A 19,662-nucleotide genomic window follows, 5' to 3' on the forward strand; every position below is an offset into this window, starting at 1 on the left:
GTGCAAGCGCCTGGGGGGAGAAGCAGGCATGGGGGACCGGCGAGCGACAGCCGCCTTCGAGGATGAGCGTGCGCAATTCTTGCCGATTGCCGAGCATAGTATCGTGGCTCCCGTGCCTGGCGTTCCAGCGGCGACACGCCAGGGGAACCGAGGCGCCGAGGCCAGGGTACCGCATCCCCTGGCGCTTTGGCGTTCTGTTCTGTCCGCCATTACAAGGCTTCCTGCATTTGCAATAAACCAGATAGAGCGGGACGGGGCTCGCGGCGCCGGTTTTCTGTGCATTCCCATTCTCCTAGGGGCTGGCGCGGCATTCTATTTCAGTCTTGCCTGGGAGCCGGGCGGAATCGCACTTGGAATCCTGCTTGCAGCGTTGCTCATTGCAATGTGGCTTGCACGAGGAAGACCATTCCTCATCCTGCCATTGACGGCCTGCCTCATCTTCACCCTCGGCATCGTGGCGGCCAAGTTGGAAACATGGCGTGCTTCGACATCGATGCTGGGGTCGGAGATAACAACCCGCATTACCGGCAAGGTGGTGCGAGTGGAGCACCAGGCAAGTGGCCGTTTCCGTCTTATGATCGATGTCATAGACACGGAGCGCCCTAAACTTCGCTATGCGCCGGAGCGGGTACGTGTAACCGCGCGAAAAATCCCGGAAGGATTACAGCCCGGAGACGATGTTTCGGGCCTTGTACGCTTAATGCCCCCTTCGGGGCCGGTCCGCCCCGGAAGTTACGATTTTGGTTTTGCCAGCTACTTTGATGGATTTGGTGCGATCGGCTTCTTCATGTCGGGGCCCGAATATGCAGCAGGCAGCCATGAGACGCCCCTTTCGCTGCTGCCCGCCCGATTTCTGGAGCAGTTGCGTCTTGCACTGGCGGAGCGCATCCGCTCAAGCCTTAGCGGGCCGGAGCGCGAGGTAGCGGTCGCAATGATCGTTGGCTTCCGTCCGGGGATCTCGGAGGAGGTGAACGAATGGTTGCGCCGTTCAGGACTTGCCCACATCCTATCCATATCAGGCCTGCACATGGCGCTCGTCGCGCTGACCGTAATGTCGATCTTGCGCGCCACTGCCGCACTCTTCCCGGTCTTCTCCTCGCGCGTTCCCGTCAAGAAGTATGCGGTTGCCGCTGCTCTCGCCTTCTGCACCCTCTACCTTTCCCTCTCCGGCATGGATGTAGCCGCCCAACGCAGCTATTTGATGCTGGCAGTGATGCTTGCGGCACTGTTGTTCGATCGCGCGGCCCTCACCATGCGCAACGTCGCTATCGCAGCGATCATCATCGTGGCGTACTCGCCGCATGAGGTCATTGGTCCAAGTTTTCAGATGTCCTTCGCCGCCACAGCCGCGCTCGTGGCCGGCTTTGCAGGATGGACCGAATGGCGCCGCAGGCGGCCACGAAGCGGACCGCCTGTCGGCGAACCACTATTACGGCGGGTAATCCGCATGGCGATTTACTCTCTGGCGGGGCTCGCAGCCACCTCGCTCATCGCGGGCACGGCGACGGCGCTTTACGGCGTTTGGCATTTTCAGCGGGCAACCCCTTTGGCGCTTCAGGCAAACCTGGTTGCCATGCCCTTCGTCTCGATGTTTGTAATGCCCGGAGCCGTGTTCGCCATCCTGGCGATGCCGTTTGGCCTTGAAGGATTCTTTCTCAAGATCATGGGGCACGGCATCGTTGCGGTCATTGAAATCGCCAAGTGGTTTTCTGACCGCTCTCCCTTCGATGCCGTGGGACTCATCCCGCTTTCCTCGCTTCTAGCCTTTACAGCGGCGCTTCTCATCCTCGTTGCATCCACAACGTGGTTGCGGATCCTGGCATTGCCGTTTCTTGCTTTGGGCGTATTCTCTCTCGCCCAAAGAGACTTGCCGGATGTGGTAATCGCTGAGGATGCGCGCCTGATCGGGATTCGCGCCGGCGAGGGTGTGTTGGCAGTTAACCGCGTTCGTCCAAATAGTTTCACCGTAACCGACTGGACCCGGGCGCTGAAGGCGGAAGAGCTTCTGAAGCCTCTAACCTTGAAGAACGCGCATCACCACGACATTGACCCCCAGGCGGGGGCTGCCTTCATCTGCGCGGAGGGCCTGTGCCTTGCCCGTCATGAAAGCGGAAGCATTATCGCCCATGCAGAGAATATCGTCGCCGCACGCAATGCATGCGGTAAAGCCATACTTATTGTGATCGACGATGCGACCGCAGGTGATGTTTGCGGCTCTGACGCAGTGAGCGTCATAACCAAGCGAGATCTCGCCCGACAGGGCGCTGCTTCCGCACGCTTCACCCGAAAACAGGGCGAACACCAAACTGGCCCGGAAATCACCTTCTCATTGGGAGAAACCTGGCGGCCCTGGCACGAGTACCGGGCCTGGTCCCGCCCTGCACGCGGATTGGGTCCTTATCAGCGTAGGGAGAAACCTCCGGCTAAAACTGCCGCGCCTGTCAATAACGCCGAATGAGACCGACCAGGCGACCCTGTACTTTCACACGGTGAGGGCCGAAGATTCTTGTCTCATAAGCAGGATTGGCCGCTTCGAGTGCGATGGAAGCGCCTTTGCGGCGGAAGCGCTTGAGCGTTGCTTCTTCCTCGTCCACCAACGCTACCACGATTTCACCGGGGTTGGCCGTCTGAGTCTGTCGTATGATAACGGTGTCGCCGTCGAAAATGCCGGCCTCGATCATCGAGTCACCCTTCACCTCCAGAGCAAAGTGCTCGCCGCCGGCGATCATTTCAGCAGGCACGCTAATGGCATGGGTTTGATGCTGGATCGCTTCGATCGGCACGCCGGCAGCGATCCGTCCCATTACGGGGATGGAGACGATGGCCGCTTCATCGCTGGCAACCGGCCGCAAGGCCGGCGCGGCAGCGCGCCCTTGGCCGCCTTCGATCACGCTCGGGGAGAAACGGCGCGGGCCGCCGAGTCCGGGAGCGATGGAATCAGGAAGACGCAGCACCTCCAGCGCCCGAGCACGATTCGGAAGTCGACGAATGAAACCCCGTTCCTCCAAGGCCGAGATCAGGCGATGGATGCCTGACTTCGAGGCGAGATTAAGCGCGTCCTTCATCTCATCGAAGGAAGGCGGGATCCCCGTCTCTTTCAGACGCTCGTGAATGAAGAGAAGCAGCTCATGCTGTTTGCGCGTCAGCATTGAAACACCCGGAGTTAAAAATAAACAAAACCAGAACATACACTATATGTTCCAGTTGTGTTCCGCAACAGCAGAAAGGACGGAGCGACGAAGAGTTAACGCAGCATCAGGACCTGACAGCGTGCTCCGGCATCCGCCGCAGGCGCTTGGGGCTCGCGCAGGATGAGTGCATTCGCGGCGGCGAGCGTCGTGAGCATGGAGGAATCCTGAACGTCGAAAGGTGTGGCAAGAAGATCGTTCTGCTGCTGCACGACAGTGGCGCGCACATAGTCGCGGCGCTCCCCATTGGCCTTCATGGGGCGGGCGAGTGTAGCGGATCGTATGTCCGGAGCGTAGAGGCGGCCGGACAGCCGGGCAACCATGGGCCGGAGGAAGAGATGGGCGCACACGAGGCTGGAAACGGGATTGCCGGGCAGGCCGAGAACGCGTGCGCTGTTCAACTTACCGAACATCAAAGGCTTGCCTGGACGCATGGCTATTTTCCAGAAGGCGAGTTCCATACCCTCAGCCTGGAGCACATCCTGTACAAGATCATGGTCGCCGACCGAAACGCCGCCCAGCGTCACGATGATGTCGGCGGATGCGGCAAGCGCCGCGCGTACTGCATCTGAGATCGATTCGTGCCGGTCAGGCACGATGCCCAGATCGAGAATATTGGCGCCATCCTGCTTGGCTAGAGCGGCAACGCCGTAGCTGTTGGAGGCGACAATCTGGTCAGCACCGGGCTCGATGCCTGGCGGCACAAGTTCGTCTCCGGTGGCGATGATAGCAACCAGCGGTCTTCCCACCACCGGTAGATGGGAATGGCCGGCCGCGGCCATGAGCGAGAGCGCCGCCGGGTCAAGTACGCGGCCATCGTCCAGAAGGATATCTCCGTTGTGGAAATCTGTTCCAGCGGAGCGGATATGGCGGCCCAGAACAACCGAAGTGATGGCCTCGATCCGTCCGGCCTCCATCGGGCGGGCATTCTCCTGGATGAGTATCGTGTCGGCACCTTCGGGTACCGGAGCGCCGGTGAAGATGCGAACCGCTTCGCCAGGTCGGACCCTGCCTGAAAAGCGACGCCCCGCAGCAGCCTCTCCAATCACCGAAAGGATGGCCGGAACAGTTGCGATATCGGCGGCTTGCACGGCATATCCGTCCATGGCCGAAACGTCGAAGGGTGGCTGCGTGCGCAGCGCAGACAGCTTCGCCGCCAAAACGCGGCCAGCCGCCTCGTGCAGCGGCGTCTTCTCAGCAGGCAGGCGGCGTATGCCCGCAAGTACCCGCTCCAGCGCTTCGTCAACCGATATGAGAGCCATTACTCTTCTCGTCCGCGCGCCAGGTCCCGGATTTCCCGCCTTTTTTCTCCACGAGATGCACTCCGGTGATCGACATGCCCCTGTCGAGGGCCTTTGCCATGTCATAAATGGTCAGACAGGCGACTGAAACCGCTGTGAGCGCCTCCATCTCCACCCCTGTCTTGCCGGTCACGCGAGCCGTAGCTTCGACACGCAAGCCGGGCAATCCCTCATCTGGCTCGATTTCCACGGAAACCTTGTTGAGCGCGAGCGGATGACAAAGGGGGATGAGATCATAGGTCTTCTTGGCTGCCATGATGCCTGCCAGCCGCGCCACGGCGATGACATCGCCCTTCTTTGCGTTGTTGCTGACAATGGCCTTAAGCGTTTCCATTGCCATGACGACGCAGCCCCTGGCCGTGGCTGTGCGATGGCTGTCCGCCTTGGCGCCCACATCCACCATCTCTGCGCGCCCGTCGCTGCGAAGATGGGTGAGGCCGCTTTCTCTCTTTCCAGCCATCTCAACTTGCCGCGCGTGAGCCCGTGGCAGTGCCCAGAAGCACACGTGTCGCCTGCTCCACGTCCTGCTGCCGCATCAGGCTCTCGCCTACTAGGAAGGTTGTTATTCCCGCTTGCTTCAGGCGCTGGCAGTCTGCTTGGGTATAGATGCCGCTCTCGCCGATGACGATGCGCCCCTCCGGCACTTGCGGCGCAAGTCGCTCGCTCGTTTCCAGGGTGGTTTCGAACGTCCTGAGATCGCGGTTGTTGATGCCGATGAGGGGCGAGGAAAGCTTGAGCGCCCGTTCCAGCTCCTCCTCGTCATGGATCTCGACAAGAACATCCATGCCGAGTTCGCCCGCCGTATCCTCCAGCGCCATTGCCTCGTCGTTTGTCACGCTCGCCATGATGATGAGAATAGCATCGGCCTCCCACATGCGCGCCTGATAAACCTGGTAGGGATCAAACATGAAGTCCTTGCGTAGAGCCGGCAATCCGGTAGCCGCCCGGGCGGAGGTGAGGAACCCGGGCTTGCCCTGGAAAGAAGGTTCGTCCGTCAACACGGAAAGACAGGTCGCTCCGCCCCTTTCATAGGCCGCAGCCAACGCGGGAGGGTCGAAATCATCCCGGATCAGTCCCTTGGACGGGCTTGCCTTCTTCACCTCGGCAATGAGCGCGAACTCCATCCGCTCCTGCTTTGCGACGAGGGCCTCAGCAAAGCCGCGCGGCGGCGATACATCGCGGGTACGAGCACGGACTTCCTCCAGGGAAAGGGCGGCCTTCGCCGCGGCGATCTCGTCGCGTTTGTAGGTTTCGATCTTTCGCAGGATATCGGCCATTGCCCTCGACCTTAATCAGGAGCTTTTGTTGGACGCGACGATAAGCTTTTCGAGCGCGGCAAGCGCCCGTCCGCTATCGATGCTTTCAGCGGCCAAGGCGACGCCTTTCTTCAGGCTATCTGCCTTGCCGGCCACGATCAGGGCAGCGGCCGCATTCAGAAGGGCGATGTCGCGATATGGGTTTTTGTGGCCTTCAAGAACAGCCCGCAGGGCAGCCGCATTGTGGGCCGCATCGCCGCCTTTCAAGTCCGCAACGGCAGCCCGTTCCAGCCCCGCCTCCTCCGGTGTAACCTCGAAATTGCGCACCTTGCCATCTTCCAGCGCGGCCACGAGGGTCGTGCCTGCTGTCGTCATCTCATCCAGGCCGGCCCCGTGGACCACCCAGGCTCTTTCCGCGCCGAGCTGCTTCAGAACAAGGGCGAGCGGTCCTACCCACTGCGGGGAGAAGACCCCCACGAGCTGTCGCTTCACGCCAGCGGGGTTTGAAAGTGGACCCAGGAGATTGAAGATCGTTCGCGTGCCGAGTTCGACGCGGGCAGGGCCCACATGGCGCATGGCGGCATGGTGGTTGGGTGCAAACATGAACCCGACGCCAGCCTCCGCGATGCAGGAAGCGATCCGCTCAGGCCCAATTTCAATGTTAACCCCAAGGGAAGCGAGGCTGTCCGCTGCGCCGGAGCGTGAGGATAGAGCGCGGTTGCCGTGCTTGGCCACCGGCACGCCGCAGCCGGCGACGACGAAAGCGGCGCAGGTGGAAACGTTATACGTGCCAGAGGCATCGCCGCCGGTTCCCACGATGTCCACGGCATCAGCCGGCGCTGTGACCGGGAGCATCTTCGCGCGCATCGTATCCACGGCACCGCTGATCTCGTCTACGGTTTCCCCGCGGACGCGCAGCGCCATCAGAAAGCCGCCGATCTGGCTGGGTGTTGCCTCGCCCGACATGATGATCTCGAAAGCCTCTCGTGCTTCAGGGAAGCTGAGCGAGTCTCCCGCGGCGACCTTGGCAATATGGGCCTTCAAGTCTGCCATGGCATTCCCGTTAGAAACTCAGCGCCTGCTGGAGGGCGGTATGATTGACCGCAACCGGATGCTCTGCCTGCAGTCGGTTTACAAGCTGGTCGAGAAGGTCATTCTCAAGGCTTTGGGTGATGGCATTTGCAACGTCTTCAGGCAGCGTCTCGGCCGAAGCGCCGGCGGGCTCGAACACTTCGGTAACCTGGAAGACTATGCGGCCGTTGCCGGTGGGGTTCGCAAAGGTTCCTACGCCACCCTTGGGCAGCGAGAAGACAGCGTTAACGCCGGCCCGGCCGAGATCCGGATCGTTGGCTTCGCGCTTGAGGCCCCGCTTGACCATCTTCTCCTGACCGATCTCCGCCGCGACCTCATCCAGTGTTTTCCCGTCTTCGAGCTGCTTGCGCAGTTCCTCCGCCCGTGCTGAAAGCCTGGCTGTGAGCTCCTCGTCGGTCCAGTCGGCCAGGACCCTGTCGCGCACTTCATCGAAAGAACGCTCCCGCGCGGGCGTCACTCCGGCTACCTCGAAGAAGAGAAAGCCGTTGGAACCAATATTGATCGGCTGGTTCTCAACGCCGACATCCGCTTCGAAAGCCTCATTCAACAACTCGCGCGATTGCGGCAAGTCGTTGGCGACGGTGCCGTCTGGCCTTTGGCCATTGCGATCGACCTCCACCGTCCGCATGGTAAGCTTCAACTGCCCGGCAGCCTCTTCCATGGAGGCACCTGCTGCGCGCGCATCCTCATACGCATCATAGGTGTCAAGCACCAGTCTGCTTGCCTCATCCAGCGCAAGCATGTTGCGAATCTCGTCTTCCACCTCGGCAAGGGGGGAGACCCGCTCGGGAGATATCTCCGTAACGCGAAGGAGAACCGGACCAAACGTCCCATCAACGACCTGGCTGATCTGTCCTTCGTCCAAGGCGAAAGCAGCTTCGGCGATGGCATTGTCGGCGATTTCCTCGCGGGAGAGTGTACCCAGGCTCGCATCGGCCAATGTGCGGCCTTGCCGCTCTACCAGGTCCTCAAAGGTGGTGCCCGCACGCAAGCTCTCATGCGCTGCAGCGGCAGTTTCCGCATCGGGGAAATTGATCTGCTCGATGGTGCGCCGCTCCGGCGTTGTATAGCGGTTGCGGTTTTGCTCGTAATAGGCGGACACCTGCTCGTCGGAAATGACAGACGGATCGACGATGTCCTCGGCCTCAAGCTTTACGTAGTCGATCCGGCGATATTCCGGAGCGGAATAGTGCTCCTTGCGAGCCTCAAACCAGCTTTGGAGCTCTTCTTCAGCAGGAGCCACCAGGTTCTGGGCGGGCGGGCTCTGCAGGAGAACATATTCGATCGTCCGGTCTTCGCCACGGTAAAGGGCGACATTGCGCAGAAGGGCATCAGGCGCCGAGACTCCGGCCGCCGCCGCGTCCACAATTTGCTGTCGAACCGCTGCCTTCTCGCGATTGCGCAGATAGTCCTGTGGCCGCATGCCGATCTGCCGGAGTACGAACTCGAACTGCGCGCGGTCAAATCGGCCGCCTGCTCCCCGGAAAGCGGGATCGGAGGCTGCTAATTCTGCAAGTTTGTCCTGCGATACGCCGAGGCCGATACGCCTGGCTGTCTCGTCGAGTACCGCACCAGCCGCCAACTCGGCCAGAACCTGATCATCTATGCCGAAGGCGACGGCCTGCTCACGCGTGAGCCTGCTGCCGATGCGCTGAGAGAACTCCGATATGCGGCGGTCATAGGCCAGTCGGTAGTCAAGCGCCGATACTGTTGTGCCTCCTGCTGTGAGGACGTCATTGCTGCCGCCTGTCAGGAGCTGGTTGGAAATACCCCACACGGCAAAGCTCAGCACCAGCAGCATCAGCAGGATCTTAGCAAACCACGTCTGTGCGCCTCTTCTCAGGATGTCGAGCATGTCATTTCCGTTGCGGTTTCCATTCTGTCCCCGGGAATAGCGTCCCAAAAGGTTACTGTCGATTGCTTTGTGCCTTCTTTTTGATAGTCAACAGGCTGTCACGCGACGGCAGGAACTGAACACAGCATCGGGAGAGACGCATGACTCCAGGAATACGCCCCCTTATTGCCGGCAATTGGAAGATGCACGGCATACGTGCCTCGCTCCCGGAACTGGACGCCATTGGAAAGGGATTCGCTGCTGCCTCCGCTGAGAGGATGGACGGGCTGGTTTGCGTGCCAGCAACGCTCCTTTCGCAAGCCGCCGACCTTCTGCGTAATACCCCCGTCGCGGCGGGCGGGCAGGATTGTCACTCTGCGGCGCAGGGGGCTCACACAGGTGACATCTCCGCTGAAATGCTTGCCGACTGCGGCGCAACCTGCGTGATCGTCGGGCATTCGGAGCGCCGCATGGATCACGGCGAGAACGACCCGCAAGTGGCGGAGAAGGCGAAGGCTGCCTGGCGAGCGGGACTGACGGCCATCATTTGCATAGGCGAGACTCAGGAAGAGCGCGAGGAGGGGGAAACGCTCTCGGTCCTGTCACGGCAGATCCAAGGCTCCGTGCCCGAAGGGGCAACTGCTGCAAATACGGTTGTCGCCTATGAGCCCGTATGGGCGATTGGAACGGGGCTGACCCCAACCGTTGACGATGTTGCGGAAGCCCATGCCCATATCCGCGGCGAGCTGGAAAAAAGAATAGGTAAGGAGGCATCAACCGTGCGCCTGCTTTATGGTGGCTCCGTCAAGCCAGGGAACGCAGGTGAACTGCTTTCGGTCTATAACGTCGATGGAGCACTAATCGGCGGAGCCAGCCTTAAAGCGGTCGATTTTCTGGCTATCGCAGAAGCGATAAGTCCCCGCTGACCCGGACAGCCAGTTTGCAATCGCAAGGCGCTTTCCTATCTTGGAAAAAGGCAGGCTTGGAAAAGCGCCCAAAGCCGTGTAATGAGCCGCGGGCGCTCGCCCGTTTGCCTCAGGCGCCGGAAGGAATTCATGGACAAAATCGTCATCGTTATTCATCTGCTTGTCGTGGTCGCGCTGGTTGGCCTCATTCTAGTACAGCGCTCGGAAGGTGGCGGCCTGGGAATTGGCGGAGGTGGCGGTGGTTTTATGTCCGCGCGCGGAGCTTCCAACGCGCTTACGCGGACGACGGCCATTCTCGCGGTGATCTTCTTTGCTACATCACTAGTTCTTTCGCTGTTAGCCCGGTATCAGCCGCAGCCCACGGACATCTTCGACCGCCTGCCTCAAGCCGAGACGGAGCGTGACGGCGGCGGCGCAGGGATTCTTGATGAGTTGGGCGGGCCGTTGAGCGCACCTTCACCTGCGCAGGAGGAGCCGGTGGCTCCCACCGGCGAAAGCTCGGTGCCGGCTCCCGCGGAGTCCGGATCTACACCGGCGGAAGATTCTCAGCCGCAGGTGCCGACAGGCCAATAAGACGAAGCTGCAAGTTTGGCTTTTCCCAGGTGCCGGGCAAACCATCGCAGCGCCTGTGCGGGAAAAGAGGTGGTTGCGAGCATTTTGCGCTGGCGGAATCGCTCGCACGGGGTTAATCGATGAGTCCCATGGCGCGATATGTTTTCATAACTGGCGGCGTGGTTTCCTCCCTTGGCAAAGGCATCGCATCTGCGGCGCTCGGCGCGCTTCTTCAGGCGCGCGGCTATCGCGTAAGGCTGAGGAAACTCGACCCCTATCTCAATGTCGATCCGGGCACGATGTCGCCGTATCAGCACGGCGAGGTCTTCGTTACCGACGATGGAGCAGAAACCGACCTGGATCTTGGCCATTATGAACGTTTCACCGGGCGTTCGGCCAATAAGCAAGACAACATCACCACTGGGCGCATCTACAAGAACATCCTGGAGAAGGAGCGGCGCGGCGACTATCTAGGCGCTACGGTACAGGTGATTCCGCACGTCACTGATGAGATCAAGCAGTTCATCTTGGAAGGCAACGAAGATTTCGATTTCGTCCTGTGCGAGATCGGCGGCACGGTGGGCGACATCGAGGCCATGCCCTTTCTTGAGGCAATTCGGCAACTTGGCAATGAACTGCCGCGCAACAACGCGGTCTATGTTCATCTAACGCTCATGCCCTGGATTCCTGCCGCGGGCGAACTGAAAACCAAGCCAACGCAGCATTCGGTAAAGGAGCTGCAATCCATCGGCATTGCGCCTGATGTGCTGCTCGTGCGAGCCGATCGTGAAATTCCGCAGGAAGAGCGGCGCAAGCTTTCTCTCTTCTGCAATGTGCGCGAATCAGCGGTAGTCCAGGCGCTCGACGTCGACAACATTTATGACGTCCCCATTGCCTACCACAAGGAAGGACTGGATGGAGAGGTACTCGCAGCCTTCGGCATCGATCCGGCTCCCAAGCCGCGCATGGAGCGCTGGGAGGACGTTTCAGCCCGGATCCATAATCCGGAAGGCATGGTCACAATCGCAATAGTCGGAAAGTACACCGGCCTGAAGGATGCGTACAAATCGCTTAATGAGGCGCTTGCCCATGGCGGCATCGCTAATCGAATAGGCGTGAAGATCGACTGGATCGAGTCGGAGATCTTCGAGAAGGAAGATCCGGCCCCGTGGCTCGAGAAAGTTCATGGCATTCTCGTGCCTGGAGGGTTCGGCGAACGCGGATCGGAAGGCAAGATCCTTGCGGCAAAGTTCGCGCGCGAACGCAAGGTGCCCTTTTTCGGCATCTGTTTTGGCATGCAGATGGCCTGCATCGAGGCGGCGCGGTCGCTTGCGGGGATTAAGAATGCATCGTCGACCGAGTTCGGTCCCACTGACGAGCCGGTGGTAGGCCTTATGACGGAATGGCTACATGGCAATATGCTGGAAAAGCGCACGGCTGCAGGCGATCTGGGGGGAACCATGCGGCTTGGGGCGTATGAAGCGCATCTTGCCCTCGGCTCCAGGATCGCGGATATCTATGGCACAGAAACCATTTCGGAGCGTCATCGGCATCGTTACGAAGTCAATATCGGCTACCGTGAGAAGCTGGAGGCGTGCGGATTGATTTTTTCCGGACTGTCGCCTGATGGCGTCTTGCCGGAAGTAGTTGAATATTCCGATCACCCTTGGTTCATCGGGGTACAGTTCCATCCGGAGTTGAAGAGCCGCCCCTTTGAGCCGCACCCGCTCTTTGCTTCTTTCATCGCTGCCGCGGTAGAGCAGTCGCGGCTGGTCTGAAGCGGTAGAAGCACGTTTTTAATGGAGAAAGCTTGTAGCGCCGCCGGGCTGCTCGCCAGTCAAGATCCCGGCTTTTGGAGTTTGGATTATGAATCTCAATTCGCGTGTAAAAGTTGGCAAGACTGTCTTTGCCAATGATGCACCTTTGGCGCTGATCAGCGGGCCCTGTCAACTCGAAAGCCGCGAACATGCCTTCGAGATGGCCGGGCGCCTCAAGGAAATGGCTGAGGGCTTCGGCATTGGTTTCGTTTACAAGACAAGCTTCGACAAGGCGAATCGAACCTCCCTTTCCGGCAAGCGCGGCGCTGGTCTCGATGCCGCCATGCCCATCTTTGCAGATCTCAGGCGTGAGCTCGATGTTCCCATCCTGACCGATGTGCATACGGAAGAGCAATGCGCAGTAGTGGCGGAGTTCGTCGACGTCCTGCAGATTCCCGCTTTTCTATGCCGCCAGACTGACCTTTTGGTCGCTGCTGCCGGCACCGGCAGGCCCGTGAATGTGAAGAAGGGCCAGTTTCTGGCTCCCTGGGACATGAAGAACGTGGTCGCCAAGATCAGTGCCTCTGGCAATGCCAACGTCCTGGTGACCGAGCGCGGAACGTCATTCGGTTACAATACGCTCGTCAACGACATGCGTGCCTTGCCAGTGATGGCCGAGATTGGCACGCCGATTATTTTCGATGCCACCCACTCTGTCCAGCAGCCTGGCGGGCAGGGGAGTTCATCCGGTGGGGAACGCAGGTTTGTCGAGACACTGGCGCGCGCAGCCGTGGCTGTCGGTGTTGCAGGTGTTTTCATAGAAACGCACCAGGACCCAGACCATGCTCCTTCAGACGGACCGAACATGGTTCCGCTCGACAAGATGCCCGCCCTTCTGGAACGTCTCTTGTCATTCGACCGGGTGGCAAAGGGCATCTGAGCATCCGGCCGCTTTTTAAAGTATTCCGCGACGAGAAAGAAAGCTCGCTACATTGTCTTTTTCCCCGTGTGCGATAAGAAAGCGGAATTTCCTCCACTGATTACTGAATTATAAAGGACGAGCCATGACCGTCATTGTCGATATCGTCGGACGCGAGATCCTGGACAGCCGCGGCAATCCCACTGTCGAGGTTGACGTGGTTCTGGAAGACGGCTCGATCGGCCGTGCCGCAGTTCCCTCTGGCGCTTCTACGGGAGCGCATGAGGCCGTCGAGCTTCGAGACGGGGGGCCGCGCTATCTGGGCAAGGGTGTCTCGCGCGCAGTGGAGGCTGTCAACGGCGAGATTTTCGAAGTCATCGGCGGTATGGAAGCGGAAGAGCAGATCCATATTGACCGCACCCTTATCGAGTTGGACGGTACGCCCAACAAGGCGAGGCTGGGCGCCAATGCAATCCTCGGCGTTTCCCTGGCCGTCGCCAAGGCGGCCGCTATGGCTACAGGCCTTCCCTTTTACCGTTATGTCGGAGGAGCTTCAGCGCATATCCTTCCTGTTCCGATGATGAATATCCTCAATGGCGGCGCCCATGCGGATAATCCCATCGACTTTCAGGAATTCATGATCATGCCCGTTGGCGCGGCCAGCCTCAGCGAAGCGCTCCGCTGGGGGGCAGAAGTTTTCCACACGTTGAAATCGGGTCTGAAGGCAGCCGGGCAGAACACTAATGTGGGCGACGAGGGTGGATTTGCGCCCAACCTGCAGGACGCCAGGGCAGCGCTCGACTTCATCATGACCTCAATAGAGAAGGCCGGCTACAAGCCAGGCGAAGAGATTGCCCTGGCCCTCGATTGTGCAGCTACCGAGTTCTTCCATAATGGCAAATATGTCTATGCAGGAGAGGGACAGACACGCAACGCCAGGGAGCAAGCCGAATATCTTGCCAGCCTCGTCCGCGACTATCCGATCATCTCCATCGAGGACGGAATGGCGGAAGACGACTTCGAGGGATGGAAGGTGTTGACGGAGGTGGCTGGCGACAAGACACAGCTTGTCGGAGACGATCTGTTCGTAACGAACTCCTCCCGCCTGAAGGACGGGATCAATATGGGCATTGCCAATTCGATCCTGGTCAAGGTCAACCAGATCGGCACGCTCACAGAAACGCTGGATGCGGTTGAGACGGCCCACAAGGCCGCCTATACTGCTGTCATGTCCCACCGTTCGGGTGAAACGGAGGATGCGACCATCGCGGATCTTGCGGTTGCGTTGAATTGCGGGCAGATCAAGACCGGCTCCCTTGCCCGTTCCGACCGGGCAGCCAAGTATAATCAGCTCATTCGCATCGAGGAGCAACTTGGCAAGCAGGCACTCTATGCCGGACGTTCGGTCGTGCGTGGATAGCGGGTGTCACGGCGCCTGAGCTTCTTGCAGTGCCTTCCTGCACAATAAAGGAAGAGGACGGCACTCGATCCTTTCGGGCTCTAACTCTCCGTTAAGCAAGATATGTCGTTATGCGGTCAAAGGAAAAGCTTTGCCGCATGTGGACACGTCATCATAAACGCCGCAACACTGGACGCTTGATCACGCCTGTGATTGCGGCCGTTGTGCTTTCCTATTTCGGCTTCCATGCCTACCAGGGCGATTATGGGCTGAAAGCCAAAGAACGGCTTTCAGAAAAGATTGTGGTGCTCGAAACGGAGCTTGCCACGCTTGAAAGGACACGCGGCAGGCTTGAGGAGCGGCTCTCCCTCATCAATGACGGCACGCTCGAGCGCGATATGCTGGACGAGCAGATTCGGCGCAGCCTTAATCTCGTGCAGGAGAATGAGATACTGATTTTCCGGACTTCCGGCCAGCATAATTAACTCGATTCCGGTTAATTTCGGAAAAGAACTGCAATTTTAACCCCTTATCCACATGGCTGGCATGCATAAATTGCATGGCGGGCCGCTTCGCCTCGTGCTAGCGTATAGCCGGTAAAAGTAGATTTGCAGTAGACGACGGCATGCCGTGGACTAGGTGGTGGCCGTGCGGCACAATGGTATTTGCGCCGTGCCTTTAAGTCTGCCAGCAAACTGTTCCTAGGGAGTGAGTTTATGGCGACAGCCGCCAAGAAAACTTCAGTGAAATCATCTGCGGGAAAATCTGCGCGAACTCGGGGCGCCTCGGCTAGATCATCGCTCGCCGCTACCGGCACGCCAGCAGTGCGGACACCTAAACCCGCCGAACTAACCAAGGACGAAGAGCTTCACGCCTTCCGCGAGATGTTGCTCATCCGGCGCTTCGAGGAGAAGTCGGGGCAACTCTACGGTATGGGGCACATTGGCGGCTTCTGTCATCTCTATATTGGCCAGGAGGCGGTGGTCGTGGGCATGCAGATGTCCATGAAAGAAGGCGACCAGGTCATTACCGGCTACCGCGATCACGGACATATGCTGGCTACCGGGATGGACCCGCGCGGAGTGATGGCGGAACTGACGGGCAGGCGGAGCGGCTATTCCAAGGGGAAGGGCGGCTCCATGCATATGTTTTCCAAGGAAAAGAATTTTTATGGAGGTCACGGCATAGTCGGGGCTCAGGTGCCGCTCGGCACGGGACTGGCGCTTGCCAACCGCTATCGCGGCAATGACTTCGTCTCGCTCACCTATTTTGGCGATGGCGCGGCCAATCAGGGGCAGGTCTACGAAAGCTTCAACATGGCTTCGCTATGGCAGCTTCCGATCGTCTACATAATTGAAAACAACCGCTATGCCATGGGCACGGCGATAACGCGTTCCTCCGCCGAGACCAATCTGTCTCTTCGCGGCATTTCCTTCAGAATTCCGGGCATTCAGGTTGACGGCATGGATGTGCGCGCCGTGAAGGCAGCCGGTGACTTGGCGCTCGACTGGTGCCGCTCAGGCAAGGGGCCGATCATCCTCGAAATGAAGACCTATCGATATCGCGGGCATTCCATGTCGGATCCGGCGAAATACCGGTCCAGGGATGAAGTGCAGAAGATGCGAGCGGAGCATGATCCCATCGAGCAGGTGCGCCAGCGGCTTCTGCAGAAGAAGTGGGCCACCGAGGACGAACTTAAGGCCATCGACAAGGATGTGCGGGAGATTGTCGCCGATGCGGCGGATTTTGCCCAGTCAGATCCTGAGCCGGATGTTTCCGAGCTCTATACAGATGTCCTGCTTTGAGAAGGGGAGCGCGAACCATGCCGACGCAAATCCTGATGCCTGCGCTCTCTCCCACCATGGAGGAAGGAAATCTCGTCAAGTGGTTAAAGAAGGAGGGCGACACGGTGTCGGCCGGCGAGGTGATTGCCGAGATTGAGACTGATAAGGCGACCATGGAGGTCGAGGCGGTCGATGAAGGCATAATCGGCAGGATTCTCGTGGACGAGGGCACCGAAGGCGTGCCGGTCAACTCGCCGATAGCACTGCTGCTGGCTGAAGGCGAAAGCTCGGAAGACTTGGAGAAGGCACCCGAGCCACGGCCCGCTGCAAGCGCGCAGCCTCCTGCAGATGTCCATGCTGAGCAGCGTACCGAAGAGCCTGCCGCACCTGCTGCGGTCCCCAAGGTTCCAGTTCAGCCTTTGCCGGCAGATCCGGACATTCCGGGGGGCACGGAAATGGTAGAGATGACGGTGCGCGAGGCATTGCGAGATGCCATGGCGGAGGAAATGCGTCGCGATCCGGATGTCTTTATCATGGGCGAGGAGGTTGCCGAGTACCAAGGCGCCTACAAGGTCACCCAAGGTTTGTTACAGGAATTTGGCGACAAGCGCGTAATCGATACGCCTATCACCGAGCATGGCTTTGCCGGCGTCGGTATCGGTGCGGCCTTTGCGGGGCTGAAGCCGATTGTCGAGTTCATGACGTTCAACTTTGCCATGCAGGCGATGGATCAGATCGTCAACTCGGCCGCCAAGACGCTCTACATGGCGGGAGGTCAGATGGGCGCACCGATCGTTTTTCGCGGCCCCAATGGCGCAGCCGCTCGTGTCGCGGCGCAGCATAGCCAGGATTTTGCTGCCTGGTACGGGCACATACCGGGCCTGAAAGTGGTGATGCCCTATACGGCTGCGGATGCGAAGGGCCTTCTCAAGGCAGCCATTCGCGACCCAAACCCGGTTATTTTCCTGGAGAACGAAATCCTTTATGGTCAGAGCTTCGAGGTGCCGAAGCTGGACGATTTCGTACTGCCCATCGGCAAAGCGCGTATCCACAGGCAGGGCAGGGATGCCACGATCGTATCCTTCGGAATCGGCATGACCTATGCGGTCAAGGCGGCGGAGGAACTAGCGGGGATGGGGATCGACGTCGAGATCGTCGACTTGCGTACGATCCGCCCGATGGATCTCGATACGGTCATCGAATCGGTAAAGAAGACCAACCGGCTGGTAACGGTTGAGGAAGGCTTTCCGCAGTCGTCTGTCGGCGATCACATCGCCTCTCAGGTCATGCAGCGCATCTTCGACTATCTCGATGCGCCGGTGATCACGATCACGGGCAAGGATGTACCCATGCCCTACGCTGCCAATCTGGAGAAGCTCGCGCTGCCGAGCGTCGCTGAAGTGGTGGAGGCCGTGAAGGCCGTCACCTACCGCGCCTGAGGGAGGGTGTAATGCCGATTCAGATCACCATGCCCGCCCTCTCGCCCACCATGGAGGAGGGCAATCTCGCCAGATGGCTGGTTAAGGTAGGAGATAGCGTTTCGGCCGGCGACGTGATTGCCGAGATCGAGACTGACAAGGCCACCATGGAAGTGGAGTCGGTCGACGAGGGGACAGTAGCCAAGATCGTTGTGCCTGAAGGCACCGAAGGCGTGAAGGTCAATGCCGTCATCGCTATTCTCGCCGCCGAAGGCGAGGACATTTCGGAAGCTGCGGCGACCGATACTGGAATGTTGGCGCCTGAACGCGAGCAAGGAAAGACGGAAGCGCCTGCTGCTCCAGTTGCTGAGCCTCCTTCCAGAGCGCGGCAAGATGAGGAAGAAAGCCGCGTGGAGCCGCTCCCGGCCGATCCCGCTCCGGCGCCGGTCTCCCAGACAGAGGACCGGGTCTTCGCCTCTCCGCTTGCCAGGAGGATTGCGCGGGAAGCCGGCCTTGATCTTTCGGCCATTGCCGGTTCCGGCCCGCATGGGCGGGTTGTGAAGGCGGATGTGGAGAAGGCGCTTGAGGCCGGCACGGCCGCACCGGCGCCCGCCATTGAGGCGGCGGAGGCTGTGAAGGCGGTTGTGGAGAAGGCGCTTGAGGCCGGCACGGCCGCACCGGCGCCCGCCATTGAGGCGGCGGAGGCGAAAGCGCAGCCGGCGCTGCAGGCCCTGGCAGATGAGGAGGTACTGCAGCTTTTTGAGGCGGGCACCTACGAGATCGTGCCGCACGATGCCATGCGCCGCACCATCGCCCGCCGCATGAGCCAGTCCAAGGCCACCGTGCCGCATTTTTACCTCACCGTTGATTGCCGCATCGACGCGCTGCTTGGCCTGCGCAAGCAGCTCAACGAGGCGGCGCCGCTGACGCAGGGCGAAGCGGGCCAGGAGCCTGCCTACAGGCTGTCCGTCAACGACATGATCATCAAGGCGATGGCGCTTGCGCTGAAGGCCGTTCCCGACGCCAATGTCTCATGGAGCGAGGGCGGGATGGTCAAGCACCGCCATGCCGATGTGGGCGTGGCCGTTGCCATTCCCGGTGGGCTGATCACGCCCATCGTGCGGCGGGCGGAGGAGAAGACCCTGTCGGTCATCTCCAACGAGATGAAGGACATGGCCGCGCGGGCCCGTAACAGGCGGCTGAAGCCGGAAGAGTACCAGGGCGGCACGACGGCGGTGTCCAATTTGGGCATGTATGGCATCAGGGACTTTGCCGCCATCATCAACCCGCCGCATGCGACGATCCTTGCCGTCGGGGCGGGCGAGCCAAGGCCGGTGGTCGAGGATGGCCATGTCAAGGTGGCGACGGTGATGACGGTGACGCTGTCCACGGACCACCGGGCGGTGGACGGTGCACTCGGCGCCGAACTGCTCTCCGCCTTCAGGCACCTCATCGAAAACCCCATGGCTATGCTGGTGTAGGGGGCTTACCCGGCAGGCAGAAGGAAAGGTGAGGATGTAACCCTTTTGGTTTTGGCTCGGGCCGACGCGCAGCCTCTGCAGCCAAAGCCGTCTTTGCTCGCGATAAGCCGGACATGCGTTACAATACAGTATCGGGTTTATCTGTTTGTGAGGAGGATGATCATGGCCGACCCTGCCGCACGTGGTTCACTGAAGGCTTCGTGGAAATGGCTTGCCTTTATAGGGGCAATTTCGCTCATTGGCGGCATTATCGCCCTGGCCAATCCTTTTACCGCAACTATCACCGCCGCCCTTCTGGCGGCGTGGACCTTCACGCTGTTCGGTGTGTTGCAGATCTTCCATGCTTTCAGGCTGCGGGCAAGCCTGCCGCTCTTCCTGTGGACGCTACTTCTGGGGGCGCTGGCGCTGGCGATCGGAATCTCGCTGCTTGTGCGGCCGCTGGAAGGCATCATTTCGCTGACGGTGCTGGTTGCCATCGTTTTCCTGGTCTCCGGTTTGGTGAAGGTAATGTATGCCTTCAGCCTGCGGCCCCTTTCCGGCTGGGGTTGGGTGCTTGCATCCGGCCTGTTGTCGCTGGTTCTGGGCATCATGATCCTTGCGGACATTCCCTGGACGGCATCGGCGGTGCTGGGCATTCTTCTGGCCATAGAACTTCTTTCCAATGGCACCTTTATGCTGCTCGTAGCCTTCGGGCTGCGCGCGGCGAATCACCGGACAAGGCCCGAACTGCGGGCGTGATTTGAATGAGGAGTATG

General features: G+C 59.9%; 17 protein-coding genes. 11 read left to right on the forward strand and 6 right to left on the reverse strand.

Features of this window, described 5'->3' with window-relative positions:
* Positions 1 to 28 precede the first annotated feature (28 nt).
* The gene (locus HUS57_RS04635; protein ID WP_173931731.1) at positions 29 to 2,458 is read left to right on the forward strand and encodes a ComEC/Rec2 family competence protein; all 2,430 of its coding nucleotides are present in this window, start codon (positions 29 to 31) and stop codon (positions 2,456 to 2,458) included.
* Here HUS57_RS04635 and lexA read toward each other — a convergent pair.
* From lexA to HUS57_RS04665, 6 genes are all read right to left on the reverse strand, one after another.
* Positions 2,442 to 3,149, reverse strand: coding sequence for a transcriptional repressor LexA (gene lexA, locus HUS57_RS04640; protein ID WP_173931732.1), 708 nt, complete (start codon positions 3,147 to 3,149; stop codon positions 2,442 to 2,444). The genes HUS57_RS04635 and lexA overlap by 17 nt on opposite strands.
* 95 nt (positions 3,150 to 3,244) lie before the next feature.
* A complete protein-coding gene (glp, locus tag HUS57_RS04645; protein ID WP_173931733.1) occupies positions 3,245 to 4,450 on the reverse strand; it encodes a gephyrin-like molybdotransferase Glp in 1,206 nt (401 codons plus the stop codon).
* Positions 4,431 to 4,949, reverse strand: coding sequence for a cyclic pyranopterin monophosphate synthase MoaC (gene moaC / locus HUS57_RS04650; protein WP_173931734.1), 519 nt, complete (start codon positions 4,947 to 4,949; stop codon positions 4,431 to 4,433). The genes glp and moaC overlap by 20 nt, the downstream gene beginning before the upstream one ends.
* A gap of 1 nt (position 4,950) precedes the next feature.
* Entirely contained in the window at positions 4,951 to 5,766 is an 816-nt protein-coding gene (trpC, locus tag HUS57_RS04655; protein ID WP_173931735.1) for an indole-3-glycerol phosphate synthase TrpC, read from the reverse strand.
* Between the two features lie 15 nt (positions 5,767 to 5,781).
* Positions 5,782 to 6,798, reverse strand: a complete 1,017-nt coding sequence (trpD, locus tag HUS57_RS04660) for an anthranilate phosphoribosyltransferase (protein ID WP_173931736.1) — start codon at positions 6,796 to 6,798, stop codon at positions 5,782 to 5,784.
* Between the two features lie 10 nt (positions 6,799 to 6,808).
* The gene (locus tag HUS57_RS04665; RefSeq protein ID WP_173931737.1) at positions 6,809 to 8,692 is read right to left on the reverse strand and encodes a peptidyl-prolyl cis-trans isomerase; all 1,884 of its coding nucleotides are present in this window, start codon (positions 8,690 to 8,692) and stop codon (positions 6,809 to 6,811) included.
* A 140-nt stretch (positions 8,693 to 8,832) separates the two neighbouring features.
* Between HUS57_RS04665 and tpiA the strand changes: the two genes are divergently transcribed.
* From tpiA to HUS57_RS04715, 10 genes are all read left to right on the forward strand, one after another.
* A complete protein-coding gene (gene tpiA, locus HUS57_RS04670) occupies positions 8,833 to 9,597 on the forward strand; it encodes a triose-phosphate isomerase (RefSeq protein ID WP_173931738.1) in 765 nt (254 codons plus the stop codon).
* Between the two features lie 129 nt (positions 9,598 to 9,726).
* Positions 9,727 to 10,170, forward strand: a complete 444-nt coding sequence (gene secG, locus HUS57_RS04675; RefSeq protein WP_173931739.1) for a preprotein translocase subunit SecG — start codon at positions 9,727 to 9,729, stop codon at positions 10,168 to 10,170.
* Between the two features lie 119 nt (positions 10,171 to 10,289).
* Positions 10,290 to 11,927 carry a CTP synthase gene (locus tag HUS57_RS04680; protein WP_281409282.1) on the forward strand — a complete coding sequence of 546 codons (1,638 nt, stop codon included), beginning with the start codon at positions 10,290 to 10,292 and terminating at the stop codon, positions 11,925 to 11,927.
* A gap of 85 nt (positions 11,928 to 12,012) precedes the next feature.
* Complete coding sequence (kdsA, locus tag HUS57_RS04685) at positions 12,013 to 12,846, forward strand: 3-deoxy-8-phosphooctulonate synthase (RefSeq protein ID WP_173932280.1); 834 nt, start codon at positions 12,013 to 12,015, stop codon at positions 12,844 to 12,846.
* A 124-nt stretch (positions 12,847 to 12,970) separates the two neighbouring features.
* Positions 12,971 to 14,245, forward strand: coding sequence for a phosphopyruvate hydratase (gene eno, locus HUS57_RS04690; protein ID WP_173931741.1), 1,275 nt, complete (start codon positions 12,971 to 12,973; stop codon positions 14,243 to 14,245).
* A 137-nt stretch (positions 14,246 to 14,382) separates the two neighbouring features.
* A complete protein-coding gene (locus HUS57_RS04695; protein WP_173931742.1) occupies positions 14,383 to 14,709 on the forward strand; it encodes a septum formation initiator family protein in 327 nt (108 codons plus the stop codon).
* 231 nt (positions 14,710 to 14,940) lie between these two features.
* Positions 14,941 to 16,029 carry a pyruvate dehydrogenase (acetyl-transferring) E1 component subunit alpha gene (gene pdhA / locus HUS57_RS04700; RefSeq protein WP_173931743.1) on the forward strand — a complete coding sequence of 363 codons (1,089 nt, stop codon included), beginning with the start codon at positions 14,941 to 14,943 and terminating at the stop codon, positions 16,027 to 16,029.
* Between the two features lie 17 nt (positions 16,030 to 16,046).
* Positions 16,047 to 17,447: a pyruvate dehydrogenase complex E1 component subunit beta gene (locus HUS57_RS04705; protein WP_173931744.1), complete on the forward strand. Its 1,401-nt coding sequence runs from the start codon at positions 16,047 to 16,049 to the stop codon at positions 17,445 to 17,447.
* 11 nt (positions 17,448 to 17,458) lie between these two features.
* The gene (locus tag HUS57_RS04710) at positions 17,459 to 18,907 is read left to right on the forward strand and encodes a 2-oxo acid dehydrogenase subunit E2 (protein ID WP_173931745.1); all 1,449 of its coding nucleotides are present in this window, start codon (positions 17,459 to 17,461) and stop codon (positions 18,905 to 18,907) included.
* Between the two features lie 162 nt (positions 18,908 to 19,069).
* Positions 19,070 to 19,645, forward strand: coding sequence for a DUF308 domain-containing protein (locus tag HUS57_RS04715; protein WP_173931746.1), 576 nt, complete (start codon positions 19,070 to 19,072; stop codon positions 19,643 to 19,645).
* Positions 19,646 to 19,662: the final 17 nt, after the last annotated feature.

It is taken from the genome of Chelativorans sp. Marseille-P2723, assembly GCF_902809845.1.
Lineage (GTDB): Bacteria > Pseudomonadota > Alphaproteobacteria > Rhizobiales > Rhizobiaceae > Chelativorans.